The following is a 17,143-nucleotide window of genomic DNA, read 5'->3' as shown; positions in this document are numbered from 1 at the left end:
ATATGGATATAGGCTTATTTTTCGGATCATTCAACCCCATACACATCGGGCATTTAATTATTGCCAATTATATTATAGAAAATTCTTCTTTGGATAAAATTTGGTTTGTTATAAGTCCACAAAATCCTTTTAAAGAAAAAAAAACTTTATTAGGTGATCATCATCGTCTGGAAATGGTGAATTTAGCCATTCAAAAATATCCGAAATTCCAGGCTTCAAATGTAGAATTCAATCTTCCAAAACCTTCTTATACAATTGATACTCTTGTAGTTTTAAAAGAAAAATATCCTGATCATAATTTTGTTTTATTAATGGGACAGGACAATCTTCTCTCTTTTCATAAATGGAAAAACTATGAACAGATTATTAAATACTACAAACTTTTAATATATCCTAGAATAACTAAAGAGTCGCAAAAACCAATTTTATGCCATCCTAACATAGAAAAAGTTTCTGCTCCTATTATAGAAATTTCATCTACCATGATTAGAAAAATGATTAAAGAAAATAAAAATGTGTATCCCATGCTTTCACCTGAAGTCTTTAATTATATAGACGGAAGCAATCTTTATAAATAATTCATTTTTTGTACCTTTGCACGCTGTTTTTGAATTTAATAATGATGACAGGTAATGATATTAATTTAGAAATGGGATTATCTCTCCCTATAATGGAACATTTTTATACCATTCAAGGCGAAGGTAGGTACACTGGTACAGCCGCCTACTTTATACGTATTGGAGGATGTGATGTAGGATGTCATTGGTGTGATGTGAAAGAAAGTTGGAATGCTAATATCCATCCGATAAAAAAAATTGATGATATTGTTAAAACAGCGATTTCTTTTTCAAAAACAATAGTATTAACTGGCGGAGAACCTTTAATGTGGAATTTAGTCCCACTTACGCAAAAGTTAAAAGAATCTGGTTGTAATATACACATAGAAACTTCAGGAGCTTATTCTATAAATGGTCAAATTGACTGGATTTGCCTGTCCCCTAAAAAAACTTCTTTACCTAAAGAAGATGTGTATGCTTCCGCTCATGAATTAAAAGTAATAGTTTATAATCAACATGATTTTAAATTTGCAGAAGAACAAGCTTTGAAAATTAATAAAAATGCTTTGTTATATTTACAACCTGAATGGAGTAACCGAGAAAAAATGACTCCAAAAATTATTGACTATGTTATGAAAAATCCTCAATGGCATATTTCTTTACAAACTCATAAATACTTAAATATTCCTTAATTAAATTTTATTTTCATTAAGGTTATGTAAATATAATCCCATCTATAGAATACATATTTTCCTAATACTGACAAACACATTAATTAACCTATAAGTTAAATTTAGTAGATATTAACTTTAAAGAATTTTCTAACTCAATTGTTACATATAAATCTGTAGAGCAAGTAGAAATTAAAAAAAATAAATCTATACTCATTTGCAGATTATAAAATCTTATTGAAAAAAATGTTATTACAAATAAAAATTCTTAATAAATAGAGAATGCTTATTTTAAAATAAGAAAGAACAATAGTATAATTATTATTAAAAGATTTAAGTTGAATAGATTTGCATAAAGAAAATAAAGTTTAATTTAAAATAAAATTATTAATTATGTCATTAGTAGGTAAAAAATTTCCCAATATTTCAATAGACGCAATGGACCATATGGGTGAAAATCTAAAAATCAATATATTTGAAGAAGCAACAAAAAAAAATAAAAAAGTATTATTATTTTGGTATCCTAAAGACTTCACCTTTGTATGCCCTACAGAATTACACGCTTTTCAAAAGGCACTTCCTGAGTTTGAAAAAAGGAATACACTTATTATTGGGGCTTCTTGTGACACCAATGAGGTACATTTTGCTTGGTTAAATACTTCTAAAAATAATGGAGGAATAGAAGGAGTTACTTATCCTATTTTAGCAGATACAACACGTAATCTTTCAAATATTTTAGGTATTTTAGATATAGAATCTACAAAATATGATGAAGATTATGATTCTGTAATACTTGAGGGTTCTAATGTGGCTTATCGTGCTACATTTTTAGTAGATGAAGATGGAAAAGTATTTCATGAAAGTATTAATGATATGCCTTTAGGTAGAAACGTTCAAGAATATTTAAGACTTATTGATGCTTATGCCCATGTACAAAAATATGGTGAAGTTTGCCCTGCAAACTGGGAAGAAGGAAAAGATGCCATGAAAGCAGATAGAAAAGGCGTTTCAAGCTATTTATCTTCACATTAATTCAATAATTTACTTATTATGTTGCAAGAATTAACTCAAGACAATTTAGATCAAATTATAAACAATAATAAAGTCGTATTAGTACAATATGCCGCTTCTTGGTGTGGTAATTGCAAAATTATGAAACCTAAATTTAAGAAATTGGCAGGAGAAAATGAAAATACCACTTTTGTAATTGCTGATGCGGAAAAATTTCCTGAATCCAGAAAGCTAGCTAATGTAACCAATTTACCTACATTTGCAGCTTTTAAAGATGGAAAATTAGTAAACCAAATACAAACCAACAAGTTAGAACCTTTACAAGAATTAGTAAATGAAGTTACCAGTAATTAAACATCTTGTCCAATTTATTGAGGAGAACGATGAAGATTATATAAATGAGACTATTGAAACTCTTGAAAATCTTACAGAAGCTCCGGGGTTAAAAGATGAAGAAATAGATGTAATTGGAGAAATAATTTCTAATATGTATGGTTCTATAGAAGTCAATAAAATGATTAAAGAGGGCAAGCCTCAAAAAGAAGCATTAAATGCTTTTATGAAAAGAGTATTGGGGTCCATAGATAAATAACCTTTTTCAATTTTATGATTTAGATCCGTCTTAGTTTAAAATTAAGACGGTTTTTGTTTTAAAAAACTGAGTATCTATAAAATATTATTTTTATTTTTCATCTTGAAATCGTAATTTCGCACACTAAAATATAAAATAAATATAAATGGCTATTCTTACAGAGATTAGAAAACAAACCGGATTATTGATAGGAGCCACAGCCTTTGGTTTATTAGCGTTTTTAGTTCCATGGAATAGTGTGTCGGGCTTCTTATCCGGTCATAAAGATCCTAATGTCTTGGGAAAAGTTAATGGTGAAGGAATTACCAGACAAGAATATTACGGACAACTTAATTTACTTAATACTCAGTATCAAGGACAATATCCCGAAAATATAATTGAAGGACAAGTTTGGGGCTCTTTGGTTCAAAATAAATTAATTGAACAAAAGTTTAATCAGGCTAGCTTTATTCTGACAGATAAAATGATTTGGGATATAGCTAAAAATTCACCTTTTTTTGCTTCTGATCCAAGATTTAAGGATAAAAATGGGAAAGTTAATTCTCAACTCATTCAAGAGGAATTTCAAAAAGCAGAAGAAACTCAAAATGCCTCTCCACAAAATAGGGAAATATATCAAACTTTGTTAGCCTTAAAAAGAAATTTTGGTTATCAAGCTATGTATAGACAATATTTTGGAGCATATTCTATCGGGATGTTAACCAACAATAAAGAATTAGATATTTTAGCTCAGAATCAGGTGAATATAGCAAGTATTGATTATGTGAAAATCGATTACAATACTTATCAAAAACAGCATCCTGTAAAAGTTACTGATGAAGATTTACAAGTTTATATTGAAAAGCACAAATCAAAATTTAAAATTGATGAAAACAGAACTTTAGATTATGTATTTTTTTCTGGAAGACCTACAGCTTCTGATGAAAAACATACTTTAAACTCTCTTAATTCTTTACTTTCCAAATCCATCATTGAAGGAGATACCATACAAGCTTTCGGAACTGTTAAAAATGACTCTTTATATATTACAGAGCTTAATAATGCACAAGTGGTAGATAAAGCTTTTAATTCTCAATACCGACAAGATAATCAATTATCTCCGGCCATACAAAATTGGGTTAAAACGGCTTCATACGGACAGATTTCTCCGGCTTATAAAGAAGGAAATTATTATGTACTATCTAAATTCTTAGGTAGAAAAAATTCTGATTCTGTTGTTGCGAGAAATATTCTTATTACTTATACCGAATCTAATGTACAAATTCAGCCTAAAAAGCAAAGAACAAAAGAACAAGCTAAACAAGAAGCTGAAAAATTACTAGCTCAAATTTCAGCAAATCCTTCTGATTTTTCTAAAATAGCTTTACAAAACTCTGATGATCCCAATGTTGCTACAAACGGGGGTGAAATGAAGTTAACTACTTCTCAAAACTTTCCACCTCCTTATAAAGCTTTACAAAATTTCTTAGAAACTTCACCGGAGGGAAAAACAGGAATTATTGAAACTCCGGAAGGATATTTTATATTAAATATTATTAAAAGAAAACCTTTCGCTACAGTATATAAACTTGCTGATTTAGCTAAAGAAATTAAATCTTCGGAAGAAACTACTGAGTCTGCAAGAAAAAAATCTCAGAAATTCATTCAGTCAATTATGGGTAAATCTTCTAAAGAATTTCAAGATATTGCAAAAAATTCAAAATACAAACCTATACAGCAAAGTGGAATTGTTCGTTTTGGTTCTACTCTTCAAGGCTTAGGTACAGATAAAGATACTGATATTATTAACTGGGCTTTTGATTCTAAAAGAAAATTGGGCGATACAGAAGTTTTTTCTACAAGTGACCAAAGTTATATTGTAGTAAGAGTATCTTCATTATTTAAAAAAGGTTTAGCTCATCCATCTTTAGTTAGAAAAGATTTAGAGCCTATTGTAAGAAATGAAAAATTAAGCAAAGAAATTTCTGAAAAAATTAATGCATCCAATAAATCTTTAGATCAACTTGCTACAGAATATAAAACAGCTAAAAGCTCTGCTACTCTAAGTTTTGATAACCCTTCAATTTCAGGCATGATTGAACCTAAAGTCGGGGGAGCTGCTTTTGGAATAAAACCGGGAGTAAAATCTAAAGCTATTGAAGGAAAATCAGGCGTATTTGTAATTATTACTAAATCTATTACGAAAGGACAGCCAGGAGATAAAAAACAATTAAGAACTTATTTAATAAATCAATATTCACAATTACTTCCTAATTTATTTCTTACCACATTATATCAAGATAGTGATATTAAAGATTATAGAGGGGATTTATTAAACCAACAACAAAAATAAACCATATAATATATTGAATAAAAAACCCAAAGCTAGCTTTGGGTTTTTTGTATTATAAAAATAATTTATTTATTTAACAATTTAGCTGCTTCTTTGGCAAAATAAGTAGAAATTAAACTGGCTCCGGCTCTCTTTATACAAGTTAAACTTTCAATAATAATTTTATCATTATCTAACCACCCATTTTGAGCAGCTGCCTTAATCATAGCATATTCTCCACTTACCTGATATACAGAAATGGGTACGTCAACTATTTCATTTAATTTCGAAACAATATCTAAAAAGGGTAGTCCCGGTTTAACCATAATCATATCGGCTCCTTCATCTATATCTTTGATGGCCTCATTAATTGCTTCCCTACTATTCCCGTAATCCATTTGATATGTTTTTTTATCTCCAAATCCGGGAGCGCTATCCAAAGCATCTCGAAAAGGACCATAAAAAGAACTTGCATATTTGGCGGCATAACTCATAATACCTACATTAGGAAATCCGTTTTCCTCTAAAGCTTCTCGTATTGCTGCCACCCTTCCATCCATCATATCGCTCGGGGCAATAAAATCCGCTCCAGCTTCAGCATGGCTCACACTCATCTTAACTAAAGCCTCTACTGTTGTATCATTTAAAATTTTTCCATCTTCAACAATTCCATCATGTCCATATATCGAATATGGATCTAAAGCGACATCCGGCATTACAATCATTTCCGGAACTGCATCTTTAATTGCTTTAATTGTATCCTGCATTAATCCATTTTTATTCCATGCTTCTTTACCTGTATTATCTTTAAGTTTATCATTTACTTTAACATACAAGTTTACCGCTTTAATTCCTAATGACCATAATTCCTTTATTTCTTTTATAGTTAAATCTAAAGAATGACGATGGATTCCTGGCATAGAAGGAATATTTTCTTTTATATTTTTCCCTTCCGTAATAAAAATGGGCAACATAAAGTCATCCGTAGTAAGGATAGTTTCTCTCATCAGGTCTCTAATAGACTGATTTACTCTTAACCTTCTATTTCTACTATAGATTATCATTGATCTTATATTTTGTTTTTTATTCTGATTTTATCTTTATAAATAATGTTGGCTAAATTAATTGTCGAACATCAAATCACAATTTTTATCTACCTCATCTATTTGGGCTCCTAAACTTTTATAAAATTTTATTGCTGATTTATTCCAATTAGATACCTGCCAACGTAATTTTTGACAATTAGTTTCTTTAGCAAAAGAGATTACTTTTTTAATAAGTTGTGTTCCTAATCCTTTTCCTCTATGTTCCTCGCGGATATATAAATCATCCATGTATAACGATTTACCTACCCAAGTATAATAAGCAAAAAAGAAAGTAACATATCCTAAAATGAGATTATTCTCATCTTTAATAGTAAAGCCTCTAAAAAAATCTTTTTCAGTTTTCATTCTTTCAACTGAATTTATCATTTTTTATGGTAAATTTTCAAAAACAGCCAATTCCCTAAATAACTCGATTAAAGTTTCGAAGTCTTCTTCTACAATTTCTTCTATTTTTATTTTCATTTCTTTTTACATTTTAATTCCACTTCTATCTGCAAAATATTCTGCAAATTTTCTTATTTCCTCTGCAACATCATCCTCATCTGTAGCTCTTTGATAAGAATTCCCTAAAGACATTAAAACCTGATGAAAAAAACGTTTCATTTCTTCTACGGGCATTTCTTTTGTCCAAAGATCAATACGTAAAGCTTCTTTTGTTTTATCATCCCAAACTGATAAAAGTACTGCTTTAGATTCTGCTCCTACCACACCTCCATCAGGGGCAGCCCAAACTATTTTCTCCGGAATATGATTTTCATCTAAAGTAATATTAAAATTGATTTCAGTTTCTTTCATAATTTATTTGATTGCATTTTTTTATTCCCTTTTCTATTTAATATTTTTTTCTTCAGGCAATTGCTCTGGCTTATATTTAGATTTAGCAAAAATTTCTTCATGGTTAGAGTTTTTTATAAAGTCCTGCAAACTAACTTTAGGATTTTCCTCAAAATATTTTCGACATATCTGCCATCCAACCCAACAACCAATTTGTCCCGGACTTTTAGCATCGACTTCTGTATAAAATTTAGAAAAAGGAGACAATGATAAAAAACGATCTGACAAAGAGAAATCATCACTAAATACATAGTTATTTTGAATAAAAAAATTCCATATTTCAAATTCATTAGATTTAGCCCAATTTATTTGATCTTGAGTATAACCTATTTTATATAAATCTTTTACTTTGGGTAAAAAAGCATCTTCTAATAATAATATTTTTCCCTGATAAATCATATGAGATACAAAAGACTGTGTAGTAAGCTCTTTAGGTATCCATGATTTTTCATTAATTATAACTTTAGCTACTTTTGAAGAAAGATATTCCGGAGACATACTTATTTGCAAATACCTATCAATTCTCATCATGTCATAATATTTATTACCATAACCTAAAAAGCAATCTACAGCTATAAACAAATAATTTTGATTGGGAACATATGTAATAGGATCTAAGTAATCTTGTACAAAAGAAGAATATAAATATACTTTAGGTTCTTTAAATTCAGGATAATAAAATTTTATATAGCGGAACATAGTTGTTAGTTCCTGTTTTATTTTCTGATTATTAATTTTATGTTTTATCTGATTATATATATTTATTTCTGTAGTATCTTTTCTTTGCTGTTCAGCCTTTTCATCCGGTAAATTTGCATCTATATAAAAAGGATATTTTTTTCGAAATTCTGAGATAGGTATTTGAAAATTATAAAAATCTTGAGATATATCAATTAGTTCTACATTGGCTCCAATTCCACTAATATCTACCTCCCATTTTTTATTTTTATTTTGTTCATCAGATTTTTTAGAACAACCAACAAACAGGAAAAATAGCAGAAAATATTTAATAATCTTCATTATATTTACATTTAATTTAAATCACTATAAGTATACAAAAGTACAATATTATGCGGACAACAGAAGTAATTTCTTACATAGTCAACTGGCTCAATGAATATATTTCACAATCTGGAACAAAAGGTTTTGTAGTAGGTGTATCAGGAGGTATCGATTCAGCAGTTGTATCTACTTTAGCAGCCCAGACCGGAAAAAATGTATTATTATTGGAAATGCCCATTCATCAACCTTCTGACCAGGTAAGTAGAGCTCAAGAACATATAAAAAATCTTACTCAGAAATTTTCAAATGTTAAAGGAAAAACCATAAATCTTACCCGATCTTTCGAAACTTTAAAATTAGACTTGCATATCGAAGAACAGAATAAAAATAATGATCTATCCTTAGCGAATACAAGATCACGTTTACGAATGACCACTCTTTATTATTATGCAGGAATAAATAATTTATTAGTTTGTGGAACAGGAAATAAAATAGAGGATTTTGGCGTTGGATTTTATACGAAATATGGCGATGGAGGTGTTGACATAAGTCCTATTGCAGATTTATTAAAAAGTCAGGTTTTTGAAATAGCTAAAGAACTAGGAGTTGCAGAATCCATTCAACAGGCAAAACCTACTGATGGTTTGTGGGTAGATGACCGCAGTGATGAGGATCAAATCGGAGCAACTTATCCTGAATTGGAATGGGCTATGAGTGTACACAAAGCACATAAAGCTACTGATTTTAGTGGAAGACAAAAAGAAGTTTTCGAAATTTATGACCGTTTAAATAAATTAGCACAACATAAAATAAATCCTATTCCTGTATGTACAATACCCAAGGAATTATTGTAATTAAAATTTTATATATTGAATCCAAAATATTTTCACCTTTTATTAGTTATATATTTCATTAGTTTAATTTCTTGCAAAAAAGAAAAACCATTATGTAAAAAGGATAATAAAATAATTAATAATATAACGGACTGTACGAAAACCTCAAAGAATAATATTGACTCTACTTATATTATTACTAAAACACCTAAAACTCAAAATCAGTATAATTTTATAGATCGATATCCCATAAGGAAGCCCCCAATAATTGACTCCACTAATTTTTATAGTGTAAAAAACAACAATTTGTTAAAAAGAAAACAAATAGAATTACTTCATTTGAAAAATGTAATACCTTCCAATATTCTTGAACATAATAACAAAATATATATAAATTATCTTTTAGATTTATCTGATAATTTTAAAACCATCATTTTTTACTACTATTCAGGAGAAAACGAATTATTTACGATATTAGTAAATTACACTTTAAATTACGAAGTTATTGACTGGAAAATTATTGCTTATGATGAAACAGCAGAAAATTGGTTTAGAACACAATCTTTTATTTCTCAGAACAAAATTAAAGTTGAAAATATAAGCTATATAGAAACTAATCCTGAAATAAAAGTTGAAAATTATAGCATAATGAAAAACGGGAAAATTATTAAAAAATAAATTAAAAAATCTATAAAAATTTTTTGTGAGATTTTCTCAATTCTTATTTTTGCGATAGAAATTAATATAGAGATATGGGACGCGCATTTGAATATAGGAAAGCAACAAAGTTAGCCAGATGGGATAAAATGGCTAAACAATTTAGTCGTATTGGAAAAGAAATTGCTATAGCTGTTAAGACCGGAGGTCCTAATCCTGAAGCAAATCCAGCACTTCGTCGTTGCTTACTAAACGCTAAAGGCGTAAATATGCCTAAAGATAATGTTGAACGTGCGATTAAAAAAGCTTCTGGAGCTGATGCTGAACAATATGATGAGGTAACTTATGAAGGATATGGTCCTGGAGGAATCGCGATCTTTTTAGAATGCACAACCAATAACTCTACAAGAACCGTTGCAAATGTTAGAGCAATTTTTAATAAGTTTGATGGCAATTTAGGGAAAAATGGTGAACTTACATTTATTTTTGATAGAAAAGGAATTTTTACCCTAAAAAAATCTAATATCACCATAGATTGGGATAATTTTGAGTTGGAGATGATTGACGCAGGTGCTGAAGAAATAGAAGAAGATGATGATGAAATAATTATTACTTCTTCCTTTGAAGATTTTGGTTCTATGAACCATAAATTTGAAGAGCTAAACATTGAACCTGAAAGTGCTAATTTGCAACGTCTGCCTAATACTACTAAAGCTTTGCCTTTAGAACAAGCCCAAACAATTATAAAAATGATTGAGAAGTTTGAAGAAGATGATGATGTTCAACATGTATTTCACAATATGGAAATTACTGAAGAGCTACAAAATGCTATGAATTAATAATTATTTCATACCATATTTTTTATGGCTTAATATTTATTCTTCTCTATCATATTTTGCTAAGGATTTTTCAACCCAAATAGTGGCAAAAGGAAAAAATGCTGCCATTAATGCAAATACAAAATCCTCATCATCCCATGTATATATTTTTCTTGCCAAAATTGCAAAAACAATATATCCTGTAAAAAATATTCCATGCATACACCCGGCAGGAATCATTAATATTGTGGAATGAAAACAATATTTTAAGGGCATAGCTATTAAAAAAAGTAAAACACAACTTACACATTCTGCATAACATGAAATTTTAAACCATTTCTCTATTTTCTTTTTTTGCATTTTTCTATAATTTCTTTAAACAAAAATAAGGATTTCTACAAATGATTTTTTCTTATGAAATAATTTAACATCCAGGCACTGATAAAAAAACAGTTCATTAATTATCTAACTAAGATACATTTAAAAATCAATATATCATATTTATTAAATAAATACGCATATATATACTAATATGTCATAAAATATTTGTACCTTAAAAGAAAAATTCTATGAGAAAAAAAGTTATTTCGTGTTTAATTGCTGGTATTTTAGTGTTTAATTTTTACAAAGCACAAAATTCGCCACAAATTGTAGTTGATAATCAAAGATTTTCAGATTTAAATAAGGATGGGAAGCTTCAGCCTTATGAAGATACAAGATTGTCTAACTATGAAAGAATTAATGACTTAGTTCCCAGATTATCATTAGATGATAAAATTCATCTGCTTTTAGGTACGGGAATGGTTGGTTTCGAAATGCTTAAAGGCTTTGAAGCTATAGACCCAAAGGGAGTAACCATTCCGAGCTATCTTATTCCAGGATCTGCAGGTTCTACAACCCCTATTGAAAAATGGGGCATACCTGCTGTAATATTTACTGATGGCCCTGCCGGAGTACGTATTTCTGCAAAAAGAAAAGGCGAAACCAGAACCTATTATGCCACAGGATTTCCAGTGGGTGCCCTTATTTCAACTACATGGGATGTGGAATTAGCGGAAGAAATAGGAAAAGCAATTGGAGACGAAGCTTTGAGGTATGGTTCAGACATTCAATTGGCCCCAGCTCTTAATATCATCCGTAATCCATTATGTGGGCGGAATTTTGAATATTTTTCAGAAGATCCTTTGATCGCCGGTAAAATGGCCTCTGCTATCACTCAGGGTATACAAAAAAATGGGGTGGGTGTATCTTTAAAACATTTTGCAGCCAATAATAGCGAAAATAATCGTATGGATTTAAATGTACATCTTTCTCAAAGAGCACTGAGAGAAATATATCTTCGTGGTTTTGAAATTGCAGTTAAAGAATCTAATCCTGCCACCATAATGTCTTCATATAATAAAATAAATGGAACTTACACATCTGCAAGTTATGATTTGTTAACTACAATTTTACGTAAGGAATGGGGATTTAAAGGTTCTGTAATTACCGACTGGTTTGGTGGGTATTCTAATGTATCTGCTGTAAGCGATACAAGTCATAATGGAATAAGTAAAGATTCATATGATGAAAATATTTTTGCTAAACAAATTAACGCGGGAAATAATTTACTAATGCCCGGCACACAAGTACAATTTGAATTGCTGAAAAAATATGTTGAGACCCAACAATTGTCAATCGAAGATGTTAATAATTCTGTAAAAAAAGTCTTAGAAATTATATTTAATTCACCCCGAGAAGAAGGATATATAGCCACCAATGATCCGGACTTGAAAAGCCATGCTTTATTAAGCAGAAAAGTAGCATCAGAAGGAATGATATTGTTAAAAAATGATAAAGCAGCTTTACCTTTAGCTAATGACAGTAAAATAGCCCTATTTGGGAGTGGATCATATAATATTATCTCCGGTGGAACCGGAAGCGGAAATGTAAATAAAGCCTATGAAATTACCTTATCTGAAGGGCTAGAAAATGCTGGTTATTCAATAGATAAAAATCTAGACAAAATATATTCCCCGTTTGTAAAGGAAGAACTTAAAAAAATTGAAGATCTTAAGAAAAAACTACTTTCTATTTTGCCTACATTAACTCAGCCAATAGTTAGGGAAAATGTGATAAAAAACAGTGCTAAAAATAATAGTATTGCTATTATTACCATTGGCAGAGAAGCCGGTGAATCTGGAGATAGAAAAATAAAAGATGATTTTGATCTATCTGAAAAAGAAAAAAATTTAATTTCAGAAGTTTCTAAAGCTTTTCATGAAATTAATAAAAGAGTTATTGTTGTAATAAACTCAGGAAGTGCTATTGAAACTTCTAGTTGGAAAGATAAAGTAGATGCCATATTATGGGCTAGTTTACCCGGACAAGAAGGAGGAAATGCAATAACAGATGTTTTATCCGGAAAAGTGAATCCTTCCGGAAAATTAACTCAAACTTTACCCGTTAAATATTCTGATGTACCTTCAGCTCCAAATTTTGATGGAGTTCCAGCAGAAAAACCTATTAATGTTTCTTATAAAGAAGGAATTTATGTTGGATACAGATATTTTAATACCTTTAATGTTTCCCCTTCCTATGAATTTGGATATGGACTTTCTTATACCACATTTGATTATTCTGAACCTGTGTTAAGTTCTTTAGAATTCAATCAAAAATTGTATTTATCACTCAAAGTTAAAAATACAGGAAATGTAGCCGGTAAGGAAGTAGTTCAATTATATCTTTCCACACCTAAAGGTGATGTAGATAAACCTGTAAAAGAATTGAAAGGGTTTGTTAAAACAAAATTACTTAAACCAGGTGAAAGCCAAAACGTTTATTTTGAATTGCAACCCAAAGATTTAGCCTCTTTCAATCCTTTAGCTTCTGCCTGGATTGCTGATGCAGGGGTATACAAAGTTGAATTATCTTCTTCTTCTATAAATGCTAAGAGAATCACTTCATTTACTCTTCCTGAAAAATTAGTAGTTGAAAAGGTAAATAATGTACTGAATAATGATCTTAATTTTCAAGATTTAAGTTCCAATAGATAAAGAAAATCTCTTTAATAAGGTAGGGAAAATAATATTTCTCTACCTTATTTATATTATAAACAAATCCGAAATGTTTATAATTTTATACATCTACTCATTTTTGGTTATTCTTATTTTTAAACAACACTCCCAATAGAATTTTCAATAAATATTTAGTATTTTTACAAAACTTATAAAATAAATTATCTGATGCCTTTAACTAATTCTTTAGATTTAACGTTAAAAACACTTCCAATTGGAGTAACTTTAGTAGCTGTTTCCAAAACAAGATCCGTTAATGAAATATTAGAGCTATATAACGCAGGACAAATAAATTTTGGAGAAAACAAAGTACAAGAGCTATTACAAAAGCAAGAGGTTTTGCCTAAAGATATTCAATGGCACCTTATTGGCCATTTGCAAAAAAATAAAGTGAAATATATTGTCCCTTTTATATATATGATTCACTCTGTTGATAGTTTAGATTTATTAAAAGTAATTCAAAAAGAAGCTGAAAAAAACAACCGAACGATCTCCGTATTATTAGAAATAAAAATTGCAGTGGAGAATACTAAATACGGATTATCTTTCGAAAATGCTTCTTTTATTTTATCTGAAGTTAAAAGTGGAAAATTTCCTAATATAAAAATTAAAGGATTTATGGGAATGGCTTCTTTCTCTGATAATAAAGAACAAATTAAAAATGAATTTTCTTCTCTTTCTACTTTTTATTTACAACATAAAAAGGAACATAATTTAGATACGCTTTCCATGGGAATGTCTAATGATTATCCAATAGCCATTGAATGTGGAAGTAACATGGTGCGAATAGGAACTAAACTGTTTGGAGCCCGAAATTACACCAATATTTGATTGTTTATAGGTAATGTCTGATATACTATTTCTTTTATATTATTCTCTGGTGTAAATAAAAAATCTATTCTTCCCAATAATAATCCGGCCCAACCTACCTGATTTAAAATTACTTCTTTTCCCTCTTTGTTTATATATTTTTCCGGTTCTTTAAAGAATGTATGTGTATGTCCTCCTAAAATAAGATCTATATTAGAAGTTTGATTACATAACTTAATATCACAAACTTTTTGAGGGTCATGGGGGTATTTGTACCCTATATGAGATAAACAAATTACTATGTCACATTTTTTTTCTTTTTTTAACATATTAGCCTTATCCTGAGCTATTTCTATAGGATCTAAATATTTAGTTTCTAAATAATTTCTTTTTTCTACTAACCCTTTTAGTTCTACTCCTAAACCGAATAAACCTATTTTTATTCCATCTTTAACTATTATTTTATGATCTTTTGTTAAACCTTCTAATAGGGTATTAGAAAAATCATAATTGGAACATAAAAAATCAAATTTTGCTTTTGGTAATTGTTTTTTTAAACCTTCTAAACCATTATCAAATTCATGATTTCCTATAGTTGATGCCTCATACTCCATTTTAGACATTAATTTAAGCTCCAATTCTCCTCCAAAAAAATTAAAATAAGGAGTTCCCTGAAAAATATCTCCCGAGTCTAATAATAATACATTAGATTCTTCTTTTCTTATTTTATTAATAAGCATTGCTCTTCTGGCAAAACCACCTTGGTTCGGGTTTTTTGCATAAGATTCAGGAAAAGGTTCTATTCTACTATGTTGATCATTAGTATGTAAAATTGTTAACTTCTTATTCGTTCCTAAAATAGTAGAAGCTAAATTAATATTGGGTACACTTAATGCTATTCCAGCTAAACCTGTTGTTTTTATAAAATTTCTTCTTTTCATTTTCCTACTCTTGAAATATTAAGCGTTGATCTTTACTTTCCGGAAGGATTTTATATTTTTTTATTTGTTCTAATAAAACTTCTCTTAATTTTATATGGGGAAGTGTAACCTGATCCGATTTTGTGAAAAAATACATACGGTCTCCTCCGGTTAGTAAATAATCCAAGGTTACAACCCAATATTTATTATTTTTATTGTAGGGAATTCCTTCTATTTCTGCTGAAAAAAATTTATCTTTTTTATATACTACATTTATACCCGCTAAAGGATGTCCTAACTTTTCTTTTCTTAAATACTCAAACATTTCACTCATTTGAGTCTCATCTAATTGTATAAAAACCAATTCATTTTCAAAAGGTGCTACTTCATAAATATTCCCTACTGTAATTATTCCTTTGGGGATAATTGTCCTAATTCCACCAATATTTAATAAGCAAAAATCCGGCATAGGCAATTTATTTTCTTTAGTATATTTTTTTGAAAAATCTAGGACTAAATCTGCTAATAAATTTCCTTCATTACTAGAAAATCCTTCTTTTGTAAAGTCTATATTTGCATAGCTTAAGGGCTGACTCATAATAGAATCTAATTGTTGTTTATAAGGAGAAATAATTTTTATATAAAGAGAATCCGGTTTTATAGAATCATTTATTTCTTTGTTAGGAAATAACTGATAATCTTCATTTAATACAGCTGTTTTGCAACTTATTACCAACAACAATAGAAAACTAATAAAAAATATATAATTTATTTTTTTCATAAATATTTCATATAATTAATTTTTTATCACTCAAAAATAATAAATATTTAATTGAGCAATATTCTTTTTTATTAAAAAATCATTGTAAAATCGTACCTTTGAACTTTCATTCACATAATTATATATTCCATGAAAATCCTTATTACAGGAAACGCCGGATTTATTGGTTACCATTTAGTTGAATCATTAGTTCAAAGAAAAGATCAAATAATAGGTTTGGATAGCATTAATGATTATTATGACGTTAGTGTAAAGTATGGCAGATTAAAAAATTGTGGCTTTGAAAAATCAGCTATAGAATATAATCAACTAGTTAAAAGTTCTAAATACCCAAATCTTTCTTTCATTAAATTAAATTTGGAAGATAAAGATAATATTGAAAAACTATTTGAAAGGGAAAAATTTGATAAAGTAATTAATCTTGCTGCTCAGGCAGGAGTAAGATATTCTTTAGTAAACCCACAAGCTTACATAGATTCTAATATTATTGGTTTTCTTAATATTTTAGAATGTTGCAGGAATTACTCTATTAAACATTTAACTTATGCCAGTAGTTCCAGTGTATATGGACTAAATGAAAAACAACCATTTTCTACAAAAGATAATGTTGACCATCCTGTAAGTTTATATGCTTCAAGCAAAAAAAGCAATGAATTAATGGCCCATACTTATAGCCATTTATTCAAAATACCTACTACCGGATTACGCTTTTTTACTGTATACGGACCTTGGGGTAGACCCGATATGGCATTATTTATTTTCACTAAAGCTATACTTGAAAATAAACCCATCGATGTTTATAACTATGGAAAGATGATGCGTGATTTTACTTATATATCTGACATTATTCAGGGAATCGTAAAAGTTCATGATAACCCTCCGGAAGGAAATAAAAATTGGGATCCTAAAAATCCTGATCCTTCCTCTTCATCTGCACCTTATAAAATATACAATATAGGAAATAGTAAACCCGTTGAACTCATGTCTTTTGTTGAAACCATAGAAGAAGAATTAGGAAAAAAAGCTAAAATAAATTTACTCCCTATTCAACCGGGTGATGTTCCGGCTACTTATGCAGATGTTACAGATCTTATTGAAAACTTAAATTATCAACCTCAAACATCTGTGAGAGAAGGCATCAAAAATTTTATTAACTGGTATAAAGAATTCTATTCCATTTAACT

General features: G+C 29.2%; 19 protein-coding genes. 12 read left to right on the top strand and 7 right to left on the bottom strand.

Annotation, left to right across the window (positions count from 1 at the left end; genetic code table 11):
• Positions 1-2 precede the first annotated feature (2 nt).
• From nadD to C4S76_RS11470, 6 genes are all read left to right on the top strand, one after another.
• Positions 3-578, top strand: a complete 576-nt coding sequence (gene nadD, locus C4S76_RS11495; protein ID WP_105194623.1) for a nicotinate (nicotinamide) nucleotide adenylyltransferase — start codon at positions 3-5, stop codon at positions 576-578.
• Between the two features lie 41 nt (positions 579-619).
• A complete protein-coding gene (locus C4S76_RS11490) occupies positions 620-1,249 on the top strand; it encodes a 7-carboxy-7-deazaguanine synthase QueE (protein WP_245915838.1) in 630 nt (209 codons plus the stop codon).
• 372 nt (positions 1,250-1,621) lie between these two features.
• Complete coding sequence (locus C4S76_RS11485) at positions 1,622-2,260, top strand: peroxiredoxin (protein ID WP_105194621.1); 639 nt, start codon at positions 1,622-1,624, stop codon at positions 2,258-2,260.
• 18 nt (positions 2,261-2,278) lie between these two features.
• Positions 2,279-2,593, top strand: a complete 315-nt coding sequence (locus tag C4S76_RS11480; RefSeq protein ID WP_105194620.1) for a thioredoxin family protein — start codon at positions 2,279-2,281, stop codon at positions 2,591-2,593.
• Positions 2,574-2,831: a DUF6952 family protein gene (locus C4S76_RS11475; protein ID WP_105194619.1), complete on the top strand. Its 258-nt coding sequence runs from the start codon at positions 2,574-2,576 to the stop codon at positions 2,829-2,831. Before C4S76_RS11480 ends, C4S76_RS11475 begins: the two co-directional genes overlap by 20 nt.
• A gap of 145 nt (positions 2,832-2,976) precedes the next feature.
• Positions 2,977-5,163, top strand: coding sequence for a peptidylprolyl isomerase (locus C4S76_RS11470; RefSeq protein ID WP_105194618.1), 2,187 nt, complete (start codon positions 2,977-2,979; stop codon positions 5,161-5,163).
• 65 nt (positions 5,164-5,228) lie between these two features.
• Here the strand turns inward: C4S76_RS11470 and hemB are convergent, their stop codons facing one another.
• From hemB to gldB, 4 genes are all read right to left on the bottom strand, one after another.
• Positions 5,229-6,206, bottom strand: coding sequence for a porphobilinogen synthase (gene hemB, locus C4S76_RS11465; RefSeq protein WP_105194617.1), 978 nt, complete (start codon positions 6,204-6,206; stop codon positions 5,229-5,231).
• Between the two features lie 57 nt (positions 6,207-6,263).
• The gene (locus C4S76_RS11460; RefSeq protein WP_221405018.1) at positions 6,264-6,614 is read right to left on the bottom strand and encodes a GNAT family N-acetyltransferase; all 351 of its coding nucleotides are present in this window, start codon (positions 6,612-6,614) and stop codon (positions 6,264-6,266) included.
• Between the two features lie 102 nt (positions 6,615-6,716).
• A complete protein-coding gene (gene gldC, locus C4S76_RS11455; RefSeq protein ID WP_105194616.1) occupies positions 6,717-7,043 on the bottom strand; it encodes a gliding motility protein GldC in 327 nt (108 codons plus the stop codon).
• A gap of 33 nt (positions 7,044-7,076) precedes the next feature.
• Entirely contained in the window at positions 7,077-8,102 is a 1,026-nt protein-coding gene (gldB, locus tag C4S76_RS11450) for a gliding motility lipoprotein GldB (protein ID WP_105194615.1), read from the bottom strand.
• A gap of 50 nt (positions 8,103-8,152) precedes the next feature.
• Here gldB and nadE point away from each other — a divergent pair, with 50 nt between their 5' ends.
• The 3 genes from nadE (at position 8,153) to C4S76_RS11435 (ending at position 10,413) form a co-directional block, all read left to right on the top strand.
• Complete coding sequence (gene nadE, locus C4S76_RS11445) at positions 8,153-8,938, top strand: NAD(+) synthase (protein WP_105194614.1); 786 nt, start codon at positions 8,153-8,155, stop codon at positions 8,936-8,938.
• Between the two features lie 285 nt (positions 8,939-9,223).
• Positions 9,224-9,595, top strand: coding sequence for a hypothetical protein (locus tag C4S76_RS11690; RefSeq protein ID WP_146105741.1), 372 nt, complete (start codon positions 9,224-9,226; stop codon positions 9,593-9,595).
• A gap of 74 nt (positions 9,596-9,669) precedes the next feature.
• The gene (locus C4S76_RS11435) at positions 9,670-10,413 is read left to right on the top strand and encodes a YebC/PmpR family DNA-binding transcriptional regulator (protein ID WP_105194612.1); all 744 of its coding nucleotides are present in this window, start codon (positions 9,670-9,672) and stop codon (positions 10,411-10,413) included.
• A gap of 36 nt (positions 10,414-10,449) precedes the next feature.
• On the opposite strand, the gene C4S76_RS11430 is transcribed toward C4S76_RS11435, so the two are convergent.
• Positions 10,450-10,752, bottom strand: a complete 303-nt coding sequence (locus C4S76_RS11430; protein ID WP_105194611.1) for a DUF3817 domain-containing protein — start codon at positions 10,750-10,752, stop codon at positions 10,450-10,452.
• Between the two features lie 209 nt (positions 10,753-10,961).
• On the opposite strand from C4S76_RS11430, the gene C4S76_RS11425 reads away from it, so the two are divergent.
• Entirely contained in the window at positions 10,962-13,427 is a 2,466-nt protein-coding gene (locus C4S76_RS11425) for a beta-glucosidase (protein WP_105194610.1), read from the top strand.
• A gap of 189 nt (positions 13,428-13,616) precedes the next feature.
• On the top strand, positions 13,617-14,279 hold the full coding sequence (locus C4S76_RS11420; RefSeq protein ID WP_105194609.1) for a YggS family pyridoxal phosphate-dependent enzyme: 663 nt from the start codon (positions 13,617-13,619) through the stop codon (positions 14,277-14,279).
• On the opposite strand, the gene C4S76_RS11415 is transcribed toward C4S76_RS11420, so the two are convergent.
• Both C4S76_RS11415 and C4S76_RS11410 read right to left on the bottom strand, forming a co-directional pair.
• Positions 14,264-15,199: a bifunctional metallophosphatase/5'-nucleotidase gene (locus tag C4S76_RS11415; RefSeq protein WP_105194608.1), complete on the bottom strand. Its 936-nt coding sequence runs from the start codon at positions 15,197-15,199 to the stop codon at positions 14,264-14,266. The two genes, C4S76_RS11420 and C4S76_RS11415, sit on opposite strands and share 16 nt — an antisense overlap.
• Positions 15,200-15,203: 4 nt before the next feature.
• The gene (locus C4S76_RS11410; protein WP_105194607.1) at positions 15,204-15,959 is read right to left on the bottom strand and encodes a 5'-nucleotidase C-terminal domain-containing protein; all 756 of its coding nucleotides are present in this window, start codon (positions 15,957-15,959) and stop codon (positions 15,204-15,206) included.
• A 129-nt stretch (positions 15,960-16,088) separates the two neighbouring features.
• On the opposite strand from C4S76_RS11410, the gene C4S76_RS11405 reads away from it, so the two are divergent.
• Entirely contained in the window at positions 16,089-17,141 is a 1,053-nt protein-coding gene (locus C4S76_RS11405) for an NAD-dependent epimerase (RefSeq protein ID WP_105194606.1), read from the top strand.
• Positions 17,142-17,143: the final 2 nt, after the last annotated feature.

Source organism: Apibacter adventoris, assembly GCF_002964965.1.
GTDB classification, from domain to species: domain Bacteria; phylum Bacteroidota; class Bacteroidia; order Flavobacteriales; family Weeksellaceae; genus Apibacter; species Apibacter adventoris.
Note: the sequence above shows the minus strand (reverse complement) of the source record. Positions and strands in the feature narration are given on the sequence as shown.